The 22,388-nt window shown below is 63.7% G+C and carries 13 protein-coding genes; 5 read left to right on the top strand and 8 right to left on the bottom strand.

From position 1 onward, the window contains the following. Positions 1-424: 424 nt before the first annotated feature. On the bottom strand, positions 425-1,129 hold the full coding sequence (locus tag AC13FW_RS17835; protein ID WP_482989951.1) for a hypothetical protein: 705 nt from the start codon (positions 1,127-1,129) through the stop codon (positions 425-427). A gap of 333 nt (positions 1,130-1,462) precedes the next feature. After that, entirely contained in the window at positions 1,463-10,339 is an 8,877-nt protein-coding gene (locus tag AC13FW_RS17830; RefSeq protein ID WP_482989950.1) for a putative Ig domain-containing protein, read from the bottom strand. A 292-nt stretch (positions 10,340-10,631) separates the two neighbouring features. On the opposite strand from AC13FW_RS17830, the gene AC13FW_RS17825 reads away from it, so the two are divergent. The 4 genes from AC13FW_RS17825 to AC13FW_RS17810 are packed head-to-tail and all read left to right on the top strand — an operon-like array spanning position 10,632 to position 12,855. Continuing rightward, positions 10,632-11,141, top strand: coding sequence for a phage tail protein (locus tag AC13FW_RS17825; protein ID WP_482989949.1), 510 nt, complete (start codon positions 10,632-10,634; stop codon positions 11,139-11,141). Positions 11,142-11,168: 27 nt separating this feature from the next. Further along, positions 11,169-11,702: a phage tail protein gene (locus AC13FW_RS17820; RefSeq protein ID WP_482989948.1), complete on the top strand. Its 534-nt coding sequence runs from the start codon at positions 11,169-11,171 to the stop codon at positions 11,700-11,702. Between the two features lie 49 nt (positions 11,703-11,751). Next, positions 11,752-12,294, top strand: a complete 543-nt coding sequence (locus tag AC13FW_RS17815) for a phage tail protein (protein WP_482989947.1) — start codon at positions 11,752-11,754, stop codon at positions 12,292-12,294. 12 nt (positions 12,295-12,306) lie between these two features. Continuing rightward, positions 12,307-12,855, top strand: coding sequence for a GNAT family N-acetyltransferase (locus tag AC13FW_RS17810; RefSeq protein WP_482989946.1), 549 nt, complete (start codon positions 12,307-12,309; stop codon positions 12,853-12,855). On the opposite strand, the gene AC13FW_RS17805 is transcribed toward AC13FW_RS17810, so the two are convergent. The 5 genes from AC13FW_RS17805 to AC13FW_RS17785 form a co-directional block, all read right to left on the bottom strand. Further along, positions 12,848-13,147: a DUF6916 family protein gene (locus tag AC13FW_RS17805; protein WP_282266213.1), complete on the bottom strand. Its 300-nt coding sequence runs from the start codon at positions 13,145-13,147 to the stop codon at positions 12,848-12,850. The two genes, AC13FW_RS17810 and AC13FW_RS17805, sit on opposite strands and share 8 nt — an antisense overlap. Before the next feature lie 293 nt (positions 13,148-13,440). After that, positions 13,441-14,826, bottom strand: coding sequence for a CehA/McbA family metallohydrolase domain-containing protein (locus AC13FW_RS17800; RefSeq protein WP_482989945.1), 1,386 nt, complete (start codon positions 14,824-14,826; stop codon positions 13,441-13,443). Between the two features lie 77 nt (positions 14,827-14,903). Continuing rightward, positions 14,904-17,972 carry a TonB-dependent receptor gene (locus AC13FW_RS17795; RefSeq protein ID WP_482989944.1) on the bottom strand — a complete coding sequence of 1,023 codons (3,069 nt, stop codon included), beginning with the start codon at positions 17,970-17,972 and terminating at the stop codon, positions 14,904-14,906. Positions 17,973-18,085: 113 nt separating this feature from the next. Continuing rightward, the gene (locus tag AC13FW_RS17790; protein ID WP_482989943.1) at positions 18,086-19,126 is read right to left on the bottom strand and encodes a FecR family protein; all 1,041 of its coding nucleotides are present in this window, start codon (positions 19,124-19,126) and stop codon (positions 18,086-18,088) included. 2 nt (positions 19,127-19,128) lie between these two features. Beyond that, complete coding sequence (locus AC13FW_RS17785) at positions 19,129-19,620, bottom strand: RNA polymerase sigma factor (RefSeq protein WP_482989942.1); 492 nt, start codon at positions 19,618-19,620, stop codon at positions 19,129-19,131. Positions 19,621-20,024: 404 nt separating this feature from the next. Between AC13FW_RS17785 and AC13FW_RS17780 the strand changes: the two genes are divergently transcribed. Next, on the top strand, positions 20,025-20,696 hold the full coding sequence (locus AC13FW_RS17780) for a DUF2306 domain-containing protein (RefSeq protein WP_482989941.1): 672 nt from the start codon (positions 20,025-20,027) through the stop codon (positions 20,694-20,696). A gap of 647 nt (positions 20,697-21,343) precedes the next feature. Here the strand turns inward: AC13FW_RS17780 and AC13FW_RS17775 are convergent. Continuing rightward, positions 21,344-22,234: a LysR substrate-binding domain-containing protein gene (locus AC13FW_RS17775; RefSeq protein WP_482989940.1), complete on the bottom strand. Its 891-nt coding sequence runs from the start codon at positions 22,232-22,234 to the stop codon at positions 21,344-21,346. Between the last annotated feature and the right edge of the window lie 154 nt (positions 22,235-22,388).

Genomic DNA, 22,388 nt, shown 5'->3' with positions numbered 1-22,388 from the left:
AAGAAAGACCCAAAAGAGCACTCGGCGGAATGACACCTGCCCACTACGCCGCGCAGCTGGCGGCGAAGACAGATAAGATCAAAACAGGACTCTAAACCCGACCTCTACTCAGGTCGGGGGGACGTCGCATAAACAGCAGCTGGTAGGTCGATTTCATGCCCATTGCGCTCTGCAATGCGTTGGACGTAATCGGCGGTTTCGGCGGTTTGGGCTTTGGCCATGGAAACGGATCCAAGCCTGCCTGCCACACGAGCCATCCGGACCTTGGAGCGAATTACTGCGTGCCGTGGCTATATTGCAAGGTCTCGCTGGCGGGCTTCCTGCATTACCGTCGCTCGAAGCGAACTTGGGAGCAGCTTCACTCCACGGATACTCCCAATGAGAACGACTGTGGAACGTGACTACTTGCGCAGACCACTTCCGGTCAAGGCGTGGCCTCTCCAAGCGCGGATGCGACCTTGAGAACGTACATATGCCCAACCAGTCTGGAACCTTCTTCAAGGACATAGAGACCGCCGTGGTCGCCATGCACTGAACCTATCCAGCCAACAGATCGGATAGTGGTGTCTGAGTTCAATAGCACCAACCGGTTGGCAGCACCTGAGCTCGTCTTGGTGATGATGGAGACTTCCGACTGGCCATCGCTGCTCGACAAGAAAAGGTCGACTGAGCTGCCATCGCGTGCAACGGCGATTCTCTCCTCGCTGGAATAGATGCCTCCGTCTTCGATTTTTGACAATGTTCGTCCCTGCGGGACGTCTACGCTTCTGGCTTCAAGCCCGCTTGAGGCACGGTTTGGCCCGATTACCACGCCTGTCGAGAATCTATAGCTGGAACCTCGAAAGCTCGTCAGATACTGGCCGCATGAGCTTGATATCTCCAGCGCCGATACTTTTGCAATGTAGTCACTTGCAACGTGCAGACTACTTTGCACTTTTGTGGACAAATCATCTGCACGAAACGTCTCAAGAACGAAGGCCGGATTGGAGCATTGTTCCGAAGATGCCGGCTCCACAGCCTCTGTCGGTGAGGCCGACGCCATCAACAGAATGCAGGCTATTAGTGCGTGGTGAATGAATCGAGCAATGCGCGGAGGAGCACATGGCGCCCAAATTTTCCGCTTGGTCATCGTTCACGCCCCTGGAGAACTCTGCGTTGATGGCTATTCGCGGGAATCCACCGTTGAAATCGAACTCGTCCGTGGCACGTCTATTTCAAACATTGGGCCCATGCGGGTCTATCGTCCAGATTTTATTTCAGATCCTTGAGCTCGTGGCCTGCGACCTTTGATCCTTCGGTCATGACCATCACATCACGTGCTGAACGACGTCACCTGTTCCAGGCGGAATCGTTCAGCCCCTGACGGGCACGCCCCGCGCTATCGGATTGAGCTGACCGTTGTGCCGTATACAACAACGCCCCTTGCGGGGCGTTGTTGTTGCAGCAGGCGGGGAGTCCCCGATCAGTACTTCTTCTCGATGTTGAGCATCAGGCCGTTGTCGCGCTGCTCGCTGTCGCCGAACAGACCGCGGTACTCGAGGCGCACCATCAGGTCACGTTCCGCGGCCAGCATCAGGCCCGCACCGAACAGGAAGCGGTTGCGCTTGAAGCCACGCACATCGGCCTGGTACAGCGGCCCACCCGGCAGGTCGGCGTACTGCATGAAGGCCGTGGACGGATCCTCCAGCTCGCGCTGGTATTCCATCCGCAGTTGCGGCGACAGGCGGCCCCAGCTCACGGCGTGGGCGAAGGACACCCGAAGGCCGGCGCTGACGGTGGTGGTGTCCACATCCTGGCGATGGAAGTCCAGGGCGTGGCCACTGTCGGTGCCGGTCTCTGTGTAGCCATCCAACTGCGCGCGCGCGGCATCCAGGCGGGCATATGGCGACCACTGCCAATTGTCCTTCTGGAAGTCGGCACCGGCCGACACCGACGCGAACCACTGCGTACCGTCGCGCTTGCCTTGCACCATTGCACCGGTGTCGGTCACGTAACGTCGGTTCTCGAAGCCCAGCAGCTGATAACCGGCCAACCAGTCGACGAACAGGTGGCGGCCTGGGTGCCAGCTGGCGTAGGCGGCCATCGTGTACGCATCGCCGTCCGTGCGCGTGCCGTTGTCGCCCACGTCGGTGCGGTCCTGGCCGTAGCCAACGCCTGCGCCGATCGCGAACGACGGCGACACCCTGTAGTCCGCACCTGCACTGACGCCGCTGGTCTCGAAATCGAGTCCTTCGCGGCCGGCACGGCCATCTGCTGCGCCCGAGCTGATCATGCCGCCCGTCCACAGCCCCAGCGAGGTGTTGGCGGTGTCGCGGGTGTACGGCAGCGGCTCGCTGTAGCCGACTGACTCGTCGCTGACGGCCGGCACCCGGCACGGATCCCCGATGACAGTCCCGCGTCCCGGCCCGCAGTTGCGATCGACCTGGAAGCCGATCCCGTTCTGGAAGCTGCTGCCGCCCTCGCCTGCCCCATGCAGACGCTCAAGGCGCTGCTGGAAGTTGCCGATCTGCGAGGTCGCAAAACGACGCGTGGTGGCAGCCTGGGCGTCCAGCATGCCCAGCACTTCCGCGTCCTTCGACGGGTCGCTGCGCGGCGTCACATTGAAGCTCACAAGCGCCTGCGCAGAGGTGGCGTAGGCGTTGCTCAGCGTGAAGCTCACGGTCGCCACGCCTGCGTACTCCAGCGACGGGGTGAACGTCAGCAACCATGCCTGACCGCTCTGCTCCAACCGTACCTCACCCGCCGTGGACGGACTCAGCGCGATCACATTGGCTGCGGTGAACGGACCACCGGTCGCACCGGCGGTCAGATCCACCTGCACGCTGCCACCTGCAATCACATCACGCTGCTGCGGCTGGGCCTGCGGCAACGGATTGACCGTGATGGTTGCCGTGGCCGTAGCCGACGGACCGAACGCGTTGCTGAGCGTGTAGCGCAGCATTACCGTTCCGTTCGCTGTGGCGGGTGCGGTATACACAAGGCTGGTGCCATCAACCACCACCGTGCCCTCGGCCGGCTGCTCGACCACGGTCACCGTGGTGAACGGCCCACCGCTGGCGCCGACGGTCGCATCGATGCGGACTGCGCTGCCTGCCAGCACGGTAACGGCCTGGTCGGCCACCACCGGCACCGGCAGCGCGACGACCGTGATGGTTACCGTTGCGGGCTGCGAGCTGCCGCCCGGACCCGTCGCGGTGTAGCGCAGGGTGTCGGTGCCCGCATAGCCCTGGGCAGGGGTGTAGACGACATCCAGCCCGTTGACCACGGCCGTACCGTTGGTCGGTACCTGCACGATGGTGATGCTGGTGATCACCCCCGTGTCGTTGCCGGTCACAGCGACCGTCACCGGCTGCTGTGCCAGCGTGGTGGCCGCATCAGCCACGGCGACCGGCACGCTTTCGATGACCTCAAGGGTGACGGTCACAGCGCCGGTGAAGCCAAGGTTGTCGGTTGCCACGACGTCAAACGTCGAGGTGCCCGCCGCCGTCGGCGTGCCGGAGAGATTGCCTGCCGCCGACATCGTCAACCCGGCCGGGACGCTGCCCGAGCCGATCGCGAACGTATACCCGCCCGAGCCCCCGCTGGCACTGAAGTCAACGGTATAGGCCGTGCCGCGCGTGGCATCTGCCAGCGCAGTCGGAACCACCGTGATCAGCGGTGCGGCGATCTGCAGGCTGTAGGCCTGCACGATCTGCGCAGGAGTTCCCGTGGTGCTGTCGGTGGCACGGATGGACACATTGAAGGTGCCCGAGACCGTCGGCGTGCCCGACAGCGTGCCGTCGGCCGCCAGCGTCAGACCCGCCGGCAGTGCCCCGCTGGCAATGGTGTAGGCATACGGTGCGATGCCGCCATCCGCCGCGAAGGTCGCGATGTAGGCAACCCCCGCCACACCCGACGGGAGCGCCCCGGCTGCAGGCGCCAGGGTCAGCGCCGGCACCGAGACGGTCAGCGTGTAGGCCTGGCTAAGCGTGGTGGGCGTACCACCGGTGCTGTCGGTCACGGTGACGGTCACGTTGTACGTACCTGCCGCCGTCGCCACACCACTCAGCTCGCCGCTGCTGGACAGCGTCAGTCCCGTTGGCAGGCTGCCGGCGGTCACGGCGTAACTGTACGGCGCGATGCCACCGCTGCCCGAGAACGTCTGGGCGTACGTCATGCCTGCGGTTGCCGTCGGCAGCGCACCGGCGGCCGGAGCCAGCGCCAGGGCCGGCGCGGTCACTTCCAGACTGTAGGCCTGGGTGAGTGTGGCAGGCGTGCCACCCGTACTGTCGGTGACGCTGATGGTGACGTTGAACGTGCCCACGGAGACCGGCGTGCCCGCCAGCGTTCCGTCAGTCGCCAGCGTCAGCCCGCCAGGCAATGTACCGGCGATGACGGCGTAGCTGTACGGTGCCGCGCCACCGGTGGCGACGAAGCTCTGGCTGTACGCCGTGCCTGCCACGGCCGCCGGCAACGCACCGGATGCCGGGACAAGCAACAGCGTCGGTGCAGCCACCTGCAGCGTGTAGCTCTGGCTCACCTGTGCCGGGGTACCGGTGGTGCTGTCCACCGCCGTGATGGTGAAAATGAAGGCGCCACTGCTGGTCGGCGTACCGCTCAGCGTGCCACCGGCCGACAGCGTCAGGCCGGCCGGCAGTGCACCGGCGGTCACGCTGTGGCTGTACGGAGCCACGCCACCGGTCACAGTGAAGTCCTGCTGGTAACTGGTCCCGCCCACTGCGCCCGGCAGTGCGCCCGCCGCCGGTGCGAGCACCAGCGTGCCGGAGGACACCGTCAGGGTGTACGCCTGGCTCTGCATGCCGACACCGCCGACCGTGCTGTCGGTCACCTGCACGGTGAAGTTGAACGTCCCTGCAGCCGTCGGAGTGCCTTCCAGTTCGCCGGCGGCGGACAGGGTCAGACCCGCCGGCAATGCGCCAGCAGCCACAGCATAGATGTAGGGCGCCGCGCCTCCGGTGGTGCTGAAGGTCTGCGCATACACCACGCCCGACACGGCAGGCGGCAGCGCGCCGGCGGCCGGTACGAGCACCAGCGTCGGCGGGACCACCTGCAGCGTGTAGGCCTGGCTGATCGTCGCGGGCGTACCGCCCGTGCTGTCGGTGGCCTGCACGGTGAAGCTGAAGTTGCCAGCAACCTGCGCGGTGCCGCTCAGGGTGCCGTCCGCGGCGAGCGTGATGCCGGTCGGCAGCGTGCCGGCCGTCAGCGCGTAGGCATAAGGAGCCTGTCCGCCATCAGCGATGACGGTCTGCGTATAGCCCGCCCCCACCGTCGCCAGCGGCAGCGCACCGGCCGCAGGCGAGAGCGTCAGCGTCGGCGCGGCGATCTCAAGCGTGTAAGCCTGCGCGATCGTTGCTGGCGTGCCGCTGGTGCTGTCGGTCGCCTGCACGGTGAACGCGAAGCTGCCCGCCACGTTCGGCGTCCCCGAGAGTACGCCTCCGGTAGACAGGATCACGCCCGCCGGCAGTGCACCGGCCGTGATCGCGTAGGTGTAGGACGCCACGCCATCCGTCGCCGTGAAGGTCTGCGAGTAAGCAGCACCCGCCGTACCACCCGGCAACGCACCTGCCGCGGGGGCCAGACTAAGCGTCGGTGCCGCGATGGTCAGCGTGTAGGCCTGGCTCAGCGCCGCCGGGGTGCCGTTGGTGGCGTCGATGACCTGCACGCTGAACGCGAACGTGCCCGAGGCCGTCGGCGTGCCTGACAGATTGCCGCCCGCATCGAGCGTCAGGCCCGTGGGCAGCGCGCCGCTGGCAATGCTGTAGCTGTACGGCGCGATGCCACCCGTGGTGGTGAAGCTCTGCTGGTAGGCCGTCGCGGCCGTACCGGCCGGCAGCGCACCGGCTGCCGGCGTCAGCGCCAGGGTCGGCGCGGACACCTGCAGCACGTAGGACACGTCGATCTGTGCCACGCCGCCGCTGGTGCTGTCGCTTGCGCGCACAGTGAAGTTGAAGGTGCCCGACGCCGTCGGGGTGCCGCTCAGGTTACCCGCCGTATCCAGGGTCAGGCCGGCCGGCAGCGCGCCACTGAGCACCTCATAGACGTACGGCGCCACGCCACCACTGGCTGTGATCGTCTGCTGGTACGCCGTACCGGCTGCCCCCGCTGGCAACGGGCCCGCTGTAGGTACGACGGACAGGGTCGGCATATCAATGTTCAACGTATACGTCGCGTTGATGAACGCCGTGCCGTCCGTGGTGCTGTCGCGCATCTGCACTGTAGCGAGGAAGAAGCCGGACGCGGTTGGTGTACCGGACAGAGTGCCGGTGCTCGACAGGCTCACGCCGGCCGGGAACGCACCGCCGACCACGCTGAAGTCATACGGCGCATTACCGCCCGACCCCACCAGATCGAACTGATAGGCCGTCCCAGCCACGCCGGCCGGCAGCGGGCCGCCTGCCGGCGTCACTGCCAGCGTGGGCGCCCCCACCGACAGGATGTACGGCTGGGTCCCCACGGCAGCGGTTCCGGTGGTGCTGTCGCGCGCCTCGATGATCAGGTTGAAACTGCCTTCTGCGGTGGGCACGCCACTGAGCGTGCCGTCCGCGGCCAGAGTGATCCCGGCCGGCAGTGCACCCGCCACCAGACTGAAGGTGTACGGGGCCACGCCGCCGCTTGCCGTCAGCGCCAGCGAGTAACTGACAGCAGCCGTCGCCGGCGGCAGCGAGCCGGCAGGCGGCGCGATGCTCAGCGCCCCCGGCACCACGCTCAGCGTGTAGCTCTCGACGATCTCGCCGGCAGTTCCGCCGGTGCTGTCCGTCGCACGCACCGAGAAGCTGAAGGTGCCGCTGCTGGTCGGCGTGCCTGAGAGCACACCACCGGCGGACAGCGTGACGCCACCGGGCAACGTGCCCGATGCGATGGCGTAGGCATACGGTGCCTGGCCACCGGCAGCGCTTAGGCTCTGGGAGTACGCCGTGCCCGACGTACCGGCCGGCAGCGCGCCGGCAGCCGGCGACAGCGTCAGCGTCGGCGCGGCGATCTGCAGCGTATAGGGCTGCAGCAGGACGCCCGGCGAACCGCTGGTGCTGTCTTCGACCCGCACCGTGAACGAGAAGCCTCCCGCCTCCGTCGACGTACCAGAAAGGTCACCGGTCGGCGACAGCGTGATGCCGTTCGGCAGCAGCCCGGCCACCAGCGTGAAGCCATACGGTGCGATGCCGCCGCTCGCAGACAGCGTCTGCGCGTAGGACGACGACGCTGTGCCGTCCACCAGCGCCAGTGGCGTCACCGCCAACGTCGGCGCCGCGACCACCAGCGAATAGCTCTCCGTCACGGATCCCGCCGTACCACTGGTGGAATCGACAGCTGCCAGCGTGAAATTGAACGTGCCGCTCCGGGTCGGCGTTCCGGACAGCACGCCGTTGGAAGATAGCGTCAGGCCGTCCGGAAGCGCACCACTGCCCAGGCTGTACGTATAGGCCGGCGTACCGCCCGTGGCGACGAACGTCTGGCTGTAGGCAGTCGCAGCGGTTGCACCCGGAAGTGCACCAGCGGCCGGCGACAGCGTCAGCGTCGGCGCAGCAACCGTCAGTGTGTAGGCACGCGCACCGGTCTGCCCGTTGGCATCCGTGGTGGTGATCGTGAAGTTGAAGGCGCCACTGGCGGTCGGCGCGCCAGTCGTGCTGCCATCTGCCTGCAGGGTTACGCCTGCTGGAAGCGCACCGTTCGTCACCGCAAAGCTGTAAGGCGCGATGCCACCGCTGGCGGTGAACTGGGCGCCGTATGCTGTGCCCACGCTGGCGAGCGGAGCCAGCACGGGGCCAACGGAGATCGTCGGGGAAATGACCAACAGGCTGTAGTTGGTCGTCAGTGTTACCGGTGAACTGGCGCCCGTGCTGGAGTCTTCCGCGGTTACCGTGAAGATGTAGGGACCCACCTGCGTGGGCACACCGCGCAGCCAGCCACCATCCACCGTCACGCCAGCCGGCAAGGCACCACTGAAGTTATATGTGTACGGGGCGATGCCACCGGTGACCGGGAACTCCAGGTCCAGCTGCTGACCGTAGGGGACGCTCAATGATCCCGAGGGCACTGTAGGGGACAGCGTGGCTGGGTCTACCGACAATGGCTCGGTGCTCTGGATGGCATACGGTCCGTTGCCGGCACTGGCGTCCCGTGCGTTCACGATCAGCATGAAGGCGCCGGACTCAGTGGGCGTTCCGGTGATGGTGACGCTGCGGTTACCTGTACTGGTCATGGCCAAGCCCGCGGGCAGACCGGTGACGGTGATATCGCTGTACGGTTCGGTCCCTCCCACAAACGTGCCCACGATGGTCGCCGGCGCACCGACCTTGATACCGGTCATCCCTGAGAACGTCATGGAGAGCACCGGCGCGCTGACGGTGATGGAGACCGTTGCAACAGACGATGTCCCCGCCACGTTTGTCGCGGTGTAGCTGAAGTTGTCAGACCCACCATAGTTCGATGCAGGCGTGTAGGTGACCGAAGCTCCCGTGACGTCCAGGATGCCGTGCGTCGGCGCCGTGGTGACGGTCAGGCTGTCCGCCACGCCCCCGCTCAGGTTCAGCGGCACGTTGGTCGGGCCCGCGCCATAGGACACAACCAGACTGGAGTCGTTGGCGACCGGGGCGGCGCTGGCCACCGTGATCGAGTACGTCGCCTCCGCCGCGTACGGGCCGTTTCCGGTCGTCGAATCGGTCGCGCGCACAGTAAAAGAATAGGTCCCGGGCGTCGTCGGCGTGCCACTGAAGGCGCCGGTCGTTGCATTGAGCAGTATGCCTGGCGGCAATCCACCGGCGGGCGTTGTATAGGTGTACGGCGCGATGCCGCCACTGGTTGCGGTGACCGACGCGGTATAGCTCGCATCCTGAGTCGCCTGCGCCAGTGTCGCACCGTTGAAGGTGATGGTCGGCGGCTCCACCGTGAGGACGAAGTAGTGCGATTGGGTGAACGGAGCACCAACGCCAGTACCGCTGCTGGTCACGGTCAGTTGCAGCGGGAAGCTGCCCGACTGGGTCGGCGTGCCACCGAGGACACCCTGCGCCGTCAGTGTCACTCCTGCCGGCAGCGTGCCGGTGGTGATCGCATAGGTGTAGGGTGCAAGGCCACCACTTGCACTGAACGGCAGGTTGAACAGCTCCCCTGTCCACGTCGGCACGTTGGTGAGCGTCGGCGCAATCAGGATGGCCGGCGGGGCCACCGACATCGCGTACGTGCGGGTCCCGACAAACGTGTTGGCATCGGTGGCGCGGATGGTGAAGCTGAAGGAGCCCGCTTCCGTCGGCGTCCCGGACAGCGTCCCGCTTGCGGTATTCAACGTCACGCCGAGCGGCAACGCGCCGGCACTCACGGCATAGGTATACGGTGCGGTGCCGCCGGTGGCCGTGATGGTCTGCAAATAGGCCGTCCCCACGCGGCCATTGGTCACCAAGGTCGGTGCGATCGTGATGGTCGGCGGCGTGACCACCGTGGCGCTGGCCGGCAGCGCGACGCTGTAGGGGAACGTTCCGCCGCTGCTGTCCGTGACCTGGACCTGGAAGGAGTATGTCCCGACGGTCGTCGGCGTACCGGACAGCACGCTGCCGCTCATCGCGGTACCGGGCGGGATGGTGCCGGAAATGTAGGCGATCGTATACGGTGCAATACCGCCGCTGGCCGTCACCTGGCGCGTATACAGCACACCCACAGCAGCGCCGGTCAGCGGATTGACCGTGATCGTCGGATTTGCCGGCGACGCCGAATAGGTCTTGGAAGTAGTGTCATTGGTGCCGTCGGTGACCTGCACCGTGATCGACGTGGTTGCACGGCTGCTGGGTGTACCGCTGAGCAGGCCGCTGGTGGACAGTGTCAGGCCTGGGATGCTGCCCGCGGTGACGACATAGGTGTAATTGCCGTCGCCACCGGAGGCAGACAACTGCTGTGAATACGGCACGCCAACCTTGAGGCCGGTCAACGCTCCAGGCGAAATCGTGATGGCGCTGGCCGGTGGCTGGATGGTGACATTGATGGTGATGTCGCCACCATTGCTGTCATCGATGACGAACTGGTCAGTGAGCTGCGCCCCGGTGCCGTTATGGGTATAGGTCACAAGATCGGAGAAGGCGCTGAAACTCACCGTGCCATGTTGCGGAGGGACTTTTACCGGGCCGACGCCAATGAAGGTGCCGCCGTCGCAGTAGCCGATGTCCTGCGTCTGGAAGCCGCCGTAGGCCACCGTGTAACTCAGCGTCGGGCAATAAGGAGACGGGGCCGCCTGCGCCGCCGCGGCGGGCAGGAGCCAGCCGACGATAAGCATCACCCCAAGCAGGAGCCAGGAGGTCCAAGCACCCGGAATACCGCGATCCTTTGCAACAAGCACATGCTTGCGAGCCAGTTCCATTGCCAATCCCCCTGACACAGCGACAGCCGACCAGCGCGTGCGCGCTGGCCCGTCCCCCTGTCTGATTGTCTGTCTTGAGCCATGCCGGGTCCGCGCTGACGCGCACGACCGTCCACCGCACCCATGATGCAGCTGTACCCATTGAAACAGAACATGGGCTGAATAGCCACGCCATTCTTCGGGAAACAACTGTCCATCCCTGCCCGGAGTCGAATTCAGGAAGACTTGAACAGTTCATGAATATGGGGCAGATTGATCGGACGAACCTCCATAGGATGGAAAGGGCAAGTCCATGTCTGATTTTTTTCTAGGCCAGATAACGCCGTTCGCTTTCAACTTTGCACCGAAGTACTGGGCGTTCTGCCACGGGCAACAGCTCAGTATCCAGCAGAACACCGCACTGTTCTCCCTGCTCGGCACGTATTACGGCGGAAATGGCGTCAACACCTTTGCGCTGCCGAACCTGCAGGGGCGCACGCCGATGGCATACGGGGTCGGCCCGGACGGACCCATTCAGCTTGGCCAGGCGGCCGGCTCGGAGACCGTCACGTTGACGACCCCGCAGTTGCCGACGCATAACCATCTGGTCGGCGCCAGCACGAGCCCGGGCACGGTGCGCGCACCGACTGGCAACCAGTTTGCCCAGGCCCAGGTCGACATGTACGGCCAGGGTACGCCGGTCACATTGTCCAATGCCACCTGCGGTGTGGTGGGGGGCAACCAGGCGCATACCAACTTGCAACCCTATACCGTCCTCAATTTCTGCATCGCACTGTCGGGCATCTACCCGTCCCGCAACTGAGCCTGGACCTACACGGAGCACCACTGCATGAGCGTTCCCTACATCGGCGAAATCCGCCTGTTCGGCTTTCCGCGTGTCCCCCAAGGCTGGTTTGCGTGCGACGGTACGTTGTACTCCATCGCGGAACATGAGGTGCTGTACGCCCTGCTCGGCACCACGTATGGCGGCAACGGGCAGACCACCTTCGGCGTGCCCGACCTGCGTGGGCGCATCCCCCTGCACTTTGGCAACCTGTCAGGTGGCGGCACCTACGCTATCGGCCAGGTGGCGGGCGTGGAATCAGTCACGCTGCTGACAACACAGATGCCCGCGCACACGCACCCCGTGGTGGTCAGCGCGGCCAACGGCAGCAGCAATACGCCAGGCCCCGCGCTTTTCCCCGCTGCGATCTCCGGCGACAGCCTGTATGCGGCCACGGCGCGCGATGCGACCAAGCCGCTGGCGTTCGGGCCCACGATCGTGAGTGCCGCCGGTGGCGGCTTGCCCCACGAAAACATGATGCCCACCCAGACGGCGAATTACTGCATTGCCTGGTCGGGCATCTATCCGACCCAGTCCTGACCCATTTCTGCAGGGTGGCGCCGCGCGCCCCTGCACCACGGAGAACAACATGACGGAACCCTATGTCGGTCAGATCACCCAGTTTGGCTTTAACTTCCCGCCCTACCAGTGGGCATTCTGCGATGGCACGATCATCCAGATCCAACAGAACACGGCCCTTTTTTCGCTGCTGGGCACCACCTATGGTGGTAACGGCACCACCAACTTCGCGTTGCCGGACTTCCGTGGCCGCGTCGTCGCCGCTCAGGGCTCCGGCCCCAACCTGACACCGCGGGCCATGGGCCAGTCGGACGGAAGGAGCGCTGTCACACTGACCCAGGCGGAAATGCCACGCCATACCCACCCGTTCAATCTCTTTGGCCAGAACATCCAGACCGAGCGCCATACGGTCCCGCAGGCCAACGATGTGATGTCGCCACCGACCGCCACCGGCACCACGGCCTTCATCAGCAGTGACCAGGGCAGCAACACCACGCTGTCACCGCTACTGCTGGGAGTGGCCGGCGGAACCGCAGCGCACGAGAACAGACAGCCCTATCTCGCCGTCAACTTCTCGATCGCCTTGTACGGCGTATTTCCCCCCTTCTCCTGAGGCCTGCGCGGCATGCTGGCCAGCGCCACCCTGCCCGCCTTCCCGACCCGCGGCACACGCGGGTCGGTTCCTGTATTTGACGATCCGCGCCTCGCCCTTATCCCGGCGGACACCTCGCACCTGCCGTGGCTGCAAGCCTTGTTTCGTCAGTCACGCTGGTGCGAAATCGAGCGCGCTGGCTGGGACAACGCGATGGGCACGGCGTTCCTTGACCAGCAGTTCACACTGCAGCACCTGCACTACGTGCGCCACTACCCGTCTGCTCACTATTGGGTCATTACCCGCGATGGCGCACCATGCGGCCGCCTGTACGCGGACCTCGATCCCGTGCGGCACCTGCTCATCGACATCCTGTTGGACCAGCAGGTCCGCGGCAACGGTATTGGCACGCTGGCGCTCACCGTGTTGAAGGCCTCGGCTGGCAGCCACGGTTGCCCCTTGGACCTGCACGTGCAGATCGACAATCCGCGGGCGCGACATCTCTACGAACGCGAAGGCTTTGCCGTGGACGGCGCCACGGCAACACACCTGTCCATGCGCTGGTCGCCAGGCGTCAGTTGAACACGGCCTGATACAGGAAGCCCTCGCGCTCCCGCGCGATCGGAACCAGGAAGATGCCGACGGAACCAATGCGGTCATGGCGCATCTGGTAGATCTGCTGCGGCAGCAGGAACGACGCGCAATGGCGGAACAGCAGCGAGAACGGCGTACGCATGGCCTGCGTGCCGCGGACCTGCTGCGCCTGCAGCGGGCGCGCTTCCACCAGCACGAACGGAACCTCGCCCTCGGACAAGCCGGCATGGAAGGTCTCGTTCACGCAGCCAGCGAAGTGTTCAAGCGAAAGCAGTTCCATCAGCAGTCTCCATGTCAATCCCGCATCGTCGCGCGCCGCATGCATTCATGCAAGCACGCGATACGCACGCTGCACGTGCAATCGCCTCCCACCAGCCCGGTGTGATCCTGAGCATGGCCTGAGCCAGCGGCATCCCGCGCGCAAAAGTACTCCCGGCCCGCCCATCCGTCTCTCGATGACGCATACGACGCAACGCGTGGTTAGCCATCACTCTGGGCGGTGCCCTGCTCCGTCAACAAGGTCCAGGTCACGACCGTATGAGTCGCTTTTCCTCTTTGCCAAAAAACGGACTATCAGCGAACTGTCTCAGCAGCACCGACGAAGATTGGGTTGGAGTAGAACCACAGATCCTCCCACGGATCCTCGCCAGGCTCGTCCAGCAGCGCCTCGACGGCTCCACTGCTGTTGCCGCGCACGCGCACGAATCCGCCTTGCGAAGGCACTGGAAGTGACCAACCTGCCACGATCCACTCGCCTTCGAGCACCCAGGTTGTCGCGTCGAAGCCACGCCGTTGCATCTGCAGGCTGCCGTCTTCGCGCTTTCCACCCACAATCAGTTCGATGCGCTTCAACACTGGGTGCTGCCCATTCGCGTTGGCGTTCGTCGGCTTCCGTATCCGCGCTTGCACCTGCATCGGTCTTGAGGCGGCTAGCGTCACCGAATCGCCCATGGATCCGGTGACGTTTCCATCCGTCACCTTGAACTCAAGTGCGTTGATCAAGTCTCCGGTGACCGTGAACATGCGGCCGTGGCGCAAACCATCGAGGATGTCTTCGGCGTCGGGGCGCGCCAGCACATAGGTCTTGCTGTATTCCCCAGGGTCATAGTCACGTCCACCGTCGCGAAGATTCACATGTGAGTCTGAGTTCGCGGTTATCCAGAATCGAATGCCGTCCGCCAGCATCCGGTCCCAGATCCCACCCACCTGCGCGGTCATCTGATCGTATCCGCCCATGGTTGGCGCACCGGTGTTGCGGTACAACCCACGCTCGGAGCGGATGGCCTGATGTCCCGGCGCGCCTTCCATGCCGACCAGCACTTTCGGCGCGGCCGCATGCCAAGCGCGCAGTTCTTCTGGACTTACTTCCCCCCACACGCCAAGACCGCTCGCGGTGCGCGACGGGTGGTTGATGAACATCAGCGGCGCAGGGCTCAGATCCCGCAGGTAGGCAAGTGCCGCCTGCATCTGCGCTTCGGTGTCGCGGCTGCCCTGCAGCGGCTCGCTACGGCTGAAGTCCCGCTCGGCGGCAACCAATTGCTCCATCTCCTGCGGGCCTGGCGCGATGATGAGCGAGGCGTGCTCCCCCGCCGGCACATCGAATTCCATGCCATTGAACTGGATCACCTCCGGCACATCGGCACGTGCTTGCAGCAACGCGGGATGCGCGTGGTCGCGGGTTACCGCGGAGTGACCCGGGCCGCCATGATCGGTGTGGACCATCCAGCGCAGTCCAAACGCTCTGGCCTGCGCGGCATTGTGGCTGCGGCTGTAGGGTGAATCGCCGCCGCGAACTGGCGTTGGCGGTGTCGTGCTGTGGTCCCAGTCCACGCTCCATTCGCTGTGCACATGGTGGTCACCGGCCAGCCATTGGCGGTCCGTATCGCCCACAGTTGAAGCAGGAGCGCACACCGCAGGGATTGACGCTGCAAACAGCGCCAACATCAAGAATTTCTTCATTGCATCGCCTCTGAAAAGCGTACGACGGCATGCGGACACCTGATTGGTCCGCATGCCGCACAAAGTTGAGCCGTTACTTAGAAGTCCGCGCGCAGGCCAAGGCTGATGCGGCGACCCGAGGTCTCGTCCATGGTCGGGAACGACGGGTCCATGGTGTAACCGCTGGTCCGTTCGTTAGTGAGGTTGATGCCTTTCAGGCTGACCTTGATGTTGTCGGTGATGCGGTAACCGATCGATACATCCATCTGGCCATAGGCATCGCGCCAGATCGGGTAGAGGTTGTAGCCGATCGATTCGACGTACTCATCCTTGTGGTTGTACGACACGCGGGCATCGAAGCGGTCGTTCTCGTAGTAAGCGGTGAAGTTCCAGGTCTTCTCCGACAAACCTGGCATCGGCGTGCGGATGCCAAGCGCGGACTCACCGGCCAGCGAGCTGTCCAGCATGGTGTAGTTGGCATTGATGCCGAAACCATCCAGCCAAGGTGTGAACATGTTCAACGGCAGCTGCGCGACGAGCTCGATGCCGTCGACTTCGTACGCTCCCTTGGCGTTGACCGGCTGGTACACATCGAAGTCGTAGATGCCGTTGAGGCTGCCGTTGGCGTTGTACACCGCCACGTCCTCGACCACGCCGGTCAGCGAATTGATGACTACGCCGTCAATGTTCTTGCGGAAGTAGCTGGCGGCGAACAGCGCACCATTATCAAGGTACTTCTCCAGACCGACTTCCCACTGCTTGGCGTAGGTAGGTTTCAGCGCCGGGTTGCCGTCGGTGAAGCGATAGGAGCTCCAACTGGCGGTGCGTTTGTACGCGATATCGGTCAGCGCCGGGCGCATCATCACCTTGGAGGCAGCCGCTCGCAGCAGCAGACCCGAGGAAAGCTCGGCGGTCATGTTGAAGCTGGGCAGCACGTCGTCGTAGCTGCCGTCCTTTGATACCGGACTGTCGGTATAGCCGGTGCTGCCATTGGGAAGCTGGATCGGGTGGTAGCCGAACGAATCGACCTTCGTATCCACGTAGCGCGCGCCGGCGTTGACGGTGAACGGCACCTTGCCCAGGTCGAACGCGAAGTCGGCCATGGCATAGAAGCTCATCACCTTTTCGTCGACCTGGTAGTACTGGCCCGGGTCAAAAGGCGTGTAGAAGCCATCGTAGCGGAACGCGTTACGCGCGTAGTCGTTGGAAATCTGCTGCCAGTTCAGCCCCTTGTTGGAGTAGCTGCCGCCCGGGACGATGTCGCCGATGTACTCCAGCGGACTGTCGGCCATCGTGCGGGTATTGACCCAGGCTGCGCTTCCGGCGGTCGGGCCGGTGATCTTCAACTCCCCGTACTGACGCTGCTTGGAGCGATCGGTGTAGCGCGCGCCGAACCTGACCGTGTGCAGTGCAGGCAGGAAGGCCATGTCCAGCAGGCGGGTGACATTGACCTGGCCGGCGTACTTGTCGTCGTTCACTTTTTCCAGCGTGGTCTCATACGCTTCGAACAGGTAACGGCTGGGATCGTTGTACATGTCAAAGCTGCCGGCCGCGGCGGTTGGAATCGTCTCGCCGCTGCTGCCATTCCAGCGGGTGCGCGAAGGCGCATACGCAACGTGCTTGAGATTGGAAGAGTCCGAGGTCTTCTCCGCGCCGGAATAGCCAACCAGCGCATCCACGTACCAGCTGTCGCCCTTCCAGTCCAAGGCCAGGCTGTACTGGCTGTAGTCGGTCTTGTTGATCCGCTCCTTGCTGAGCATCTCGTGCTGGGTCGCGGTGTAGGAGACATCGCGCAGCACCACCATGCCGTACTCGGACAGCGTAGTGGCGTCGTACTCGTGGATGGTGTCGAAGGTGCTGCGACTGGAGGCGGAATAGGCCGCCGCATCATACTCGTCCTCGGTGCTGTCGTAACCGCCGACCATCGCGTCGAACGTCAGGCTGAAGTTGTTGCTTGGCTTGTACTGCAACGAACCGGTCGCGCCCCACTTGTCCTGTTCGTTGAGGTAGACGCGGTCACCGACCTTGTCCTGGAATACGACCAGGTTGGTCTGGCTGGCGTCATTGCGGTCGGTGATATTGATCCCTGCATCGCGCAGCAGCACGGCCTGCGCCTGCGTGCCGCGAGTGCCGGAGGCAGTCAGGAAGCGTGAGGAGGGGCGGAAATTGATGCCCGAGGTCGAATCGGTACGGTTTGTACGCTTGGACTGCGAGTACGACACCAGCGCACCCCAGTCGCCCCAGGTGTCGGCGGCGAGGAAGGCGAAGCGCGGGTCCACCTCTTCCGAGATGCTGTTGTGCGCGCCCTCGGCGGAGAACACCAGCTTGCGCTCGTTGTAGTCGAACGGCCGCGCGGTGGATATCTTCACCGAGCCTGCGATGCCGCCCTCCTCGTCCGCTGCAGTGGGAGATTTCTGCACAGTCACCTGCTGGATGATCTCCGAGGCGAACATGTCGAATTCCACATCACGTCCGCCGCTGCCCGACGCCGTTGCCAGGTCGTTGATCGAAACATGGGTGTATTCCGAAGGCAGGCCGCGTACATTGACCTTTGTGCCCAGGCCTTTGCTGCGTTCGATGGTCACACCGGGGACACGTTGCAGTGCCTCGGCGAGGTTCTGTTCGGGAAAGTCGGCCACATCGGTGGCGACGATCGAGTCGGAGAAGCCGACGGTGGCTCGCTTGATGTCCACTGCCTGCTCAAGGCTGCGGCTGTAACTGCCGGTGACCTGGATGGTTTCCAGATTGGCAGCTTCGGCTGCGGGTGCATCCACACCGCCCTGGGCCAATGCCGTACCCGGCCCTGTCATCGTGCCCGGTGTCGCCAGCGCGGATATCGGGCCCGGCGAAGCCGTGTCCTGCGCTTCAATGGTGACCGTTGTGGCATTGAGATAGCGATAGCGCAGCCCGGTGCCGGCCAGCAAGCGGCTTAGCGCCGCGTTTGCGCTCAACCCCGCGGGAATGCTCGGCGTGCGGGGATTGCCTGCACTCTGGGCGTTGTAGACGAACTGCAGGCCGGTCTGCCGTGACAAGGCGTTGAGCGCCATGTCCAAGGGCTGCGAAGCGATGGCTTCGCTGGCTACGCGGTCCGGTTCAGCGGCGTTGGCACCTGCCGTGGCAGTGACATGTAGCGCAAGGGCAATGGAAAGGAACAGTGTGCGGCGCATCGTGGGATCCAGTGAGGGAATGGCGGTGGTCACAGAACAGGTTTGTCCCTGCTTTCCCCTACTACGAGTGCGCAGCGCGCCGATCGGGCACCGGTTTTTCAATGAATTTTTTCTTACAGCACCTGCGGCGCGCGCGGACGCAAGCGCACATGGATACCGTCGGATGCACGCTGCGTCATCAGGGTTGGCTGTTGGTCAAGGAACGCGCGCAACGATTCCACGTCATCCACGCGCAGGTTCCCGGTGAGTCGCAGTGCGCCAGCGTCCTCGCTCACGTGCAGGCGCAGCGTGTTGCGCCTGTTGAGGCGGTCAGCCACATCCCGTAGTGACTCGTCCCGGAAGACAACCCTGCCCTTCCACCAAGCGGTCATGCTGGCGGCGTCTTCCTGACTCACGCGCACACGTTGGTCGCGGTAGTCCACCTGTGCCGCCTGCCCGGCGCCAAGGTTTGCAAGCATGCGCCCGTTGCCCCCATCGCCGCGGACATGCACGCGCCCCTCGCTAACGGCGATACGGGCCTGCTCCCGGAGCAAGGACACATCGAACGTGGTACCAATGTCGGTCACCTGCAGACCTGCGGCATGTACCGAGAAAGGACGGCGATCCTTGCCGACCACGAAGCTGGCCTGTCCGCGTTCCAGCTCAACGCGTCGTCCCAGCAGGGTCATGCGAACGGATATCTCGCTTTCTGCATCCAGATGCACCAAGGTGCCATCTGCGAGGGTGATTTGTCGTGGCGCCGCATGTGCGGCTGCGTAGTGTCCAGTACGAGGCCAGGCCAGAGTTGTGATCAAGCCAAGACCCAGCATCAGCGCCGCCGCAACCGCAATGTGCGGTCGCCCCCGTGCAGGGCTGATCTTCGGTACCGCAGGCTGCGCACGCGGGCGCGGTGAAAAACGTACTACGTTATGGTCGTTGCCTGCAGATGCGGGGGCTTGTAGCAGCGACTCCACGTCGATGGGCATGGCGCGGAGCGCTTCCCCAAGCGCACCGGCCACTTCGCTGATCGCCATGTATTCGCGCAGGTGCTCCGGAGAGACCAGCAACCACTGCATGAACTCGCGCTGCTGCGACGGGCTGAGATCGCCCTCACGCTGCAGCGCATGCCAGTTCGCGGCGGCAACGGTCAGCGCCGACGGATGTTCCACGGCCATGCTCAGCGGCCCCCTGCGGGATCGGCCATTACGCGGCGACACGCCGAGAGGCCGCGAACTACATGCTTCTTCACCATATGCGGTGATACGCCCATGCGTTCGGCAATCTGCTTGTAGCTCAGCCCATCGCGGTACTGCATGACCAGAACCGCCCGGGTGTGTTCGGGCAGCGTCGCAAGCAAGGTCTGCAGGCGCTGGCTACGTTGTTGGCGTTCGGCGGCGTCTTCCACGCATTCCCCGCTGGCCAGGCCTTGAGTTGCGCCCGTGATCTCTTCGATGGACAGCGTCGACCAGCGCCGGCGAGCGGCCTGCTCGCGCGCGAGGTTCTGCGCGACCGTGAACAGATATGCCTCAGGATTGGCAATCAGCTCCCCCTTCCGTTCGTGGGCATGCAACAGCCGCAGATAGGTTTCCTGTACCAGATCCTCTGCATCCTGCCGCGCACCACGCCGCACGAAGAAGCCGCGCAGCAATGGCGCATGGTCTTCGAACATACGCGCCAAGCGCCGTCTTGCCTGCTCGGCCACCTGCCTCGCCCTTACCCCTGAAGTGCGCCGCAAGGTAGGCGCCGCATGTTACGAGCACATGACTGTCACCTCCCCGCTGGCCTCAAACACCTGCAACCAGGTCAATTCGCACTATCCAATCAGCGCTCGACCTCCGGCCTGGAGCAGCCAATCCTGGGTATCGGGCCCTGGACGAATCAGCGAGTGTTCGTTGTCGCTCGACCCGCGCTGCCGGGCTCCGTCAGCTGTAGCGCGGCTTCGTCGCCTTCAGGTGCCCTTCGTCGCAATCTGTTTGCAGGCCGGACGGCGGTTGCAACAAGGTGGGTCTGGGGAAACGGACCGGCGAGCAGACATGCTCTCCGGGGCGCGGACATATTTCTTGGGGCTGACACATGCACTTTGCAAACATTGCGGTTCACGTCGTGGCCGGCTCCATCGCGCTCGCGTTGGGCTTCCTGATCCTGCTCAGGGAAAAGGGAACGGCCGGTCACCGGCGGCTTGGACGCGCGCTCTTCTGGATGACGTTGGTGGTCTGTTCAACGGCCGCCATCGGAACGATCTTCTTCCGGTTCCTGCCCGCATTCGCGGTGCTGAGCCTGCTGGTGCCATATCAGCTGTTTGGCGGCTGGCGCGCGGTACGCACGCAGGGAAGCGGGCCAATGATGATTGACGCGGGGGTGTTGCTGGTCGCACTGACGCTTGCCTTGCCTTTGACGCTGGAAGTATTGGGGCATGACCGTCGGTTGGTGGCCGTTGACTATTCGGCGGTTGGGGCGCTTTGGTTGATACTGGCCTACGACGCCATCAAATGGGCGTTTCCCCGACATTGGTACCGCTCGATCTGGCGGTACGAGCACAGCTACAAAATGACAGCTTCGGTATTTGCCATGCTCTCGGCGTTGATCGGGAATGTCGTTCGGATCGGCCAGCCCTGGTCCCAGTTGGCTCCATCAGTGATCGGCCTGGTGGTCATTGCCTGGTCTTTCTTCCGACTCGGGCAACGGCAGATGCGTGGCGGGGAATCGAATCGCCCAACGTTCGACCGAACGGATCGCTCAGCCTGAGTTTCCCCAGGCTACGCCCCTCGCGACAACATTGCTCGACGCGCGGCACCTGCAGGCACACAGGGCGTCTGCTCCATGTATCGGGTTGGTTCATTCGATCCAGACAATCCAAGGGCGATAGCGACTATGGAAGCTCGCATAGGGCCACTGCTCAGCTCCAGAGGAAGAGTGAGGGAAATTGCAGCTCCATGGTCAACCCAACTAGATGAAACGTCCTGCCGCGGGTGAGAACATGGGCTGTGCCTGTGTCCAGAAGAATCTGTCAACTCAGATTTTGGTCATTGAAACTCGAACGACGGCAACCGGGCGGAACACGCTGTTCGCTCCCGACAAAGACCCTGGGTCTCATACACCCTCAGTCAGGGCATGCTCACTGCCATGCAGTAAGCACGGGCATCGCCAGATCACGCGATCGAACCGCAATCTGGCGTTGTAACTCTAAATTTGGCCCGCCAAAGATACTGGCAGGTTGCACGCAATGAGCAGAACACACGCGATCAATTCTGCGTTAAGCCTCTACTTGTTCATAGCGAAGGCCTGTTTTGCTTAAGACTGGGTTCGCAGCTTTCTTTCTAGCACCAAGAAATTGGAATTCCTCAGATGAATGCTGCGCAAAAACAACCAACTCAACAGAGAGAATTTGGAAGTCACCCAATGGCATCGAACTCATCACGAAGTTCATCATGAAGCCAACCGCCGAAGATCTGAATCAGCTCCCGGTTCGGATGATCGTGCCGATATACGTAGTGGTAGGCTCCGGTAAACGGGAAGTTGAGCGGTGAAAGCCGCACTATCTCCCCCTTCTCCAGTGCGTCGGATGCCAGAATCGTTCGCACTAGTCCCACGCCGTGGCCGGCGGTAACGGCATCGAGCAATAGGCCAGAATCGTCGTAGGGCACCGAGTCCGAGGGTTCGGGCAGCTGCAGCCCTGCCATCTGGAACCAGGGCGTCCAAGGTTGCCAGCTGTTTCGCAACAGCCTGCAGCGCTTCAGGTCCTCGACTGAGATGATGCCCATCCGAGCTTGATACTCGGGCGAACAGGCCGGATAGAGCGGATCGGAAATCAAACGGTCCGACACAAGGCCGGGGTAGTCGCCTTGACCGTAACGGACAGCCGCATCCAGTCCATTGGGGCCTACGTTGCTTAGTTCCAACCTGGCGTCCAACGAGATCAGTATCCCGGGATGCGCAAGATGAAACGCCTGCAGCCGGGGTACCAGCCAATGGGCCGCGAACGAAGGCAGCACGCCGACCCGGAGCACCTTCGCACCCGCTTCAGCAGGTGCGGGGAATACGCTGTTGATCAACTGCATCGCCTGGCGAATCACCGGCAGAATCTGTCGGGCCGCAGCGGTGGGGATCATCTCGTTGCCTTGGCGATCAAACATCTGCACACCCAGGCGCGCCTCCACCTCCCGAATGCGGTGGCTGATGGCGCTGTGGGTCACGCTCAGCTCTTCAGCTGCTCGGCTGTAGCTGCGGAGCCGAGCCGCAGACTCCAAGGCCTGTAAGGTTCGAAGCGAGGGTGGTCGGTACATGGATGCATTGTTACTTTAGTTCACAACTTGCGTCCAGATTTCTCGTTCGGCAAATGCCGGTATCGGCCCTATCGTATGCACCATTCACCGTCCAGGTTCGGAGCCACCTCAGCTTGGACCCATGTGCCCTCCCCCATGAGCAAGTTCAATAAAC

The organism is Stenotrophomonas sp. 21LCFQ19, assembly GCF_056861425.1.
Note: the sequence above shows the minus strand (reverse complement) of the source record. Positions and strands in the feature narration are given on the sequence as shown.

What these genes read in the sequence shown, in the direction of transcription:
- AC13FW_RS17780 (WP_482989941.1), top strand. Translation starts at nt 20,025, where the DNA reads ATGCACTTTGCAAACATTGCGGTTCACGTCGTGGCCGGCTCCATCGCG.
- AC13FW_RS17815 (WP_482989947.1), top strand. Translation starts at nt 11,752, where the DNA reads ATGACGGAACCCTATGTCGGTCAGATCACCCAGTTTGGCTTTAACTTC.
- AC13FW_RS17805 (WP_282266213.1), bottom strand. Translation starts at nt 13,147, where the DNA reads ATGGAACTGCTTTCGCTTGAACACTTCGCTGGCTGCGTGAACGAGACC.
- AC13FW_RS17830 (WP_482989950.1), bottom strand. Translation starts at nt 10,339, where the DNA reads ATGGAACTGGCTCGCAAGCATGTGCTTGTTGCAAAGGATCGCGGTATT.
- AC13FW_RS17800 (WP_482989945.1), bottom strand. Translation starts at nt 14,826, where the DNA reads ATGAAGAAATTCTTGATGTTGGCGCTGTTTGCAGCGTCAATCCCTGCG.
- AC13FW_RS17775 (WP_482989940.1), bottom strand. Translation starts at nt 22,234, where the DNA reads ATGTACCGACCACCCTCGCTTCGAACCTTACAGGCCTTGGAGTCTGCG.
- AC13FW_RS17795 (WP_482989944.1), bottom strand. Translation starts at nt 17,972, where the DNA reads ATGCGCCGCACACTGTTCCTTTCCATTGCCCTTGCGCTACATGTCACT.
- AC13FW_RS17820 (WP_482989948.1), top strand. Translation starts at nt 11,169, where the DNA reads ATGAGCGTTCCCTACATCGGCGAAATCCGCCTGTTCGGCTTTCCGCGT.
- AC13FW_RS17825 (WP_482989949.1), top strand. Translation starts at nt 10,632, where the DNA reads ATGTCTGATTTTTTTCTAGGCCAGATAACGCCGTTCGCTTTCAACTTT.
- AC13FW_RS17810 (WP_482989946.1), top strand. Translation starts at nt 12,307, where the DNA reads ATGCTGGCCAGCGCCACCCTGCCCGCCTTCCCGACCCGCGGCACACGC.
- AC13FW_RS17790 (WP_482989943.1), bottom strand. Translation starts at nt 19,126, where the DNA reads ATGGCCGTGGAACATCCGTCGGCGCTGACCGTTGCCGCCGCGAACTGG.
- AC13FW_RS17785 (WP_482989942.1), bottom strand. Translation starts at nt 19,620, where the DNA reads ATGTTCGAAGACCATGCGCCATTGCTGCGCGGCTTCTTCGTGCGGCGT.
- AC13FW_RS17835 (WP_482989951.1), bottom strand. Translation starts at nt 1,129, where the DNA reads ATGACCAAGCGGAAAATTTGGGCGCCATGTGCTCCTCCGCGCATTGCT.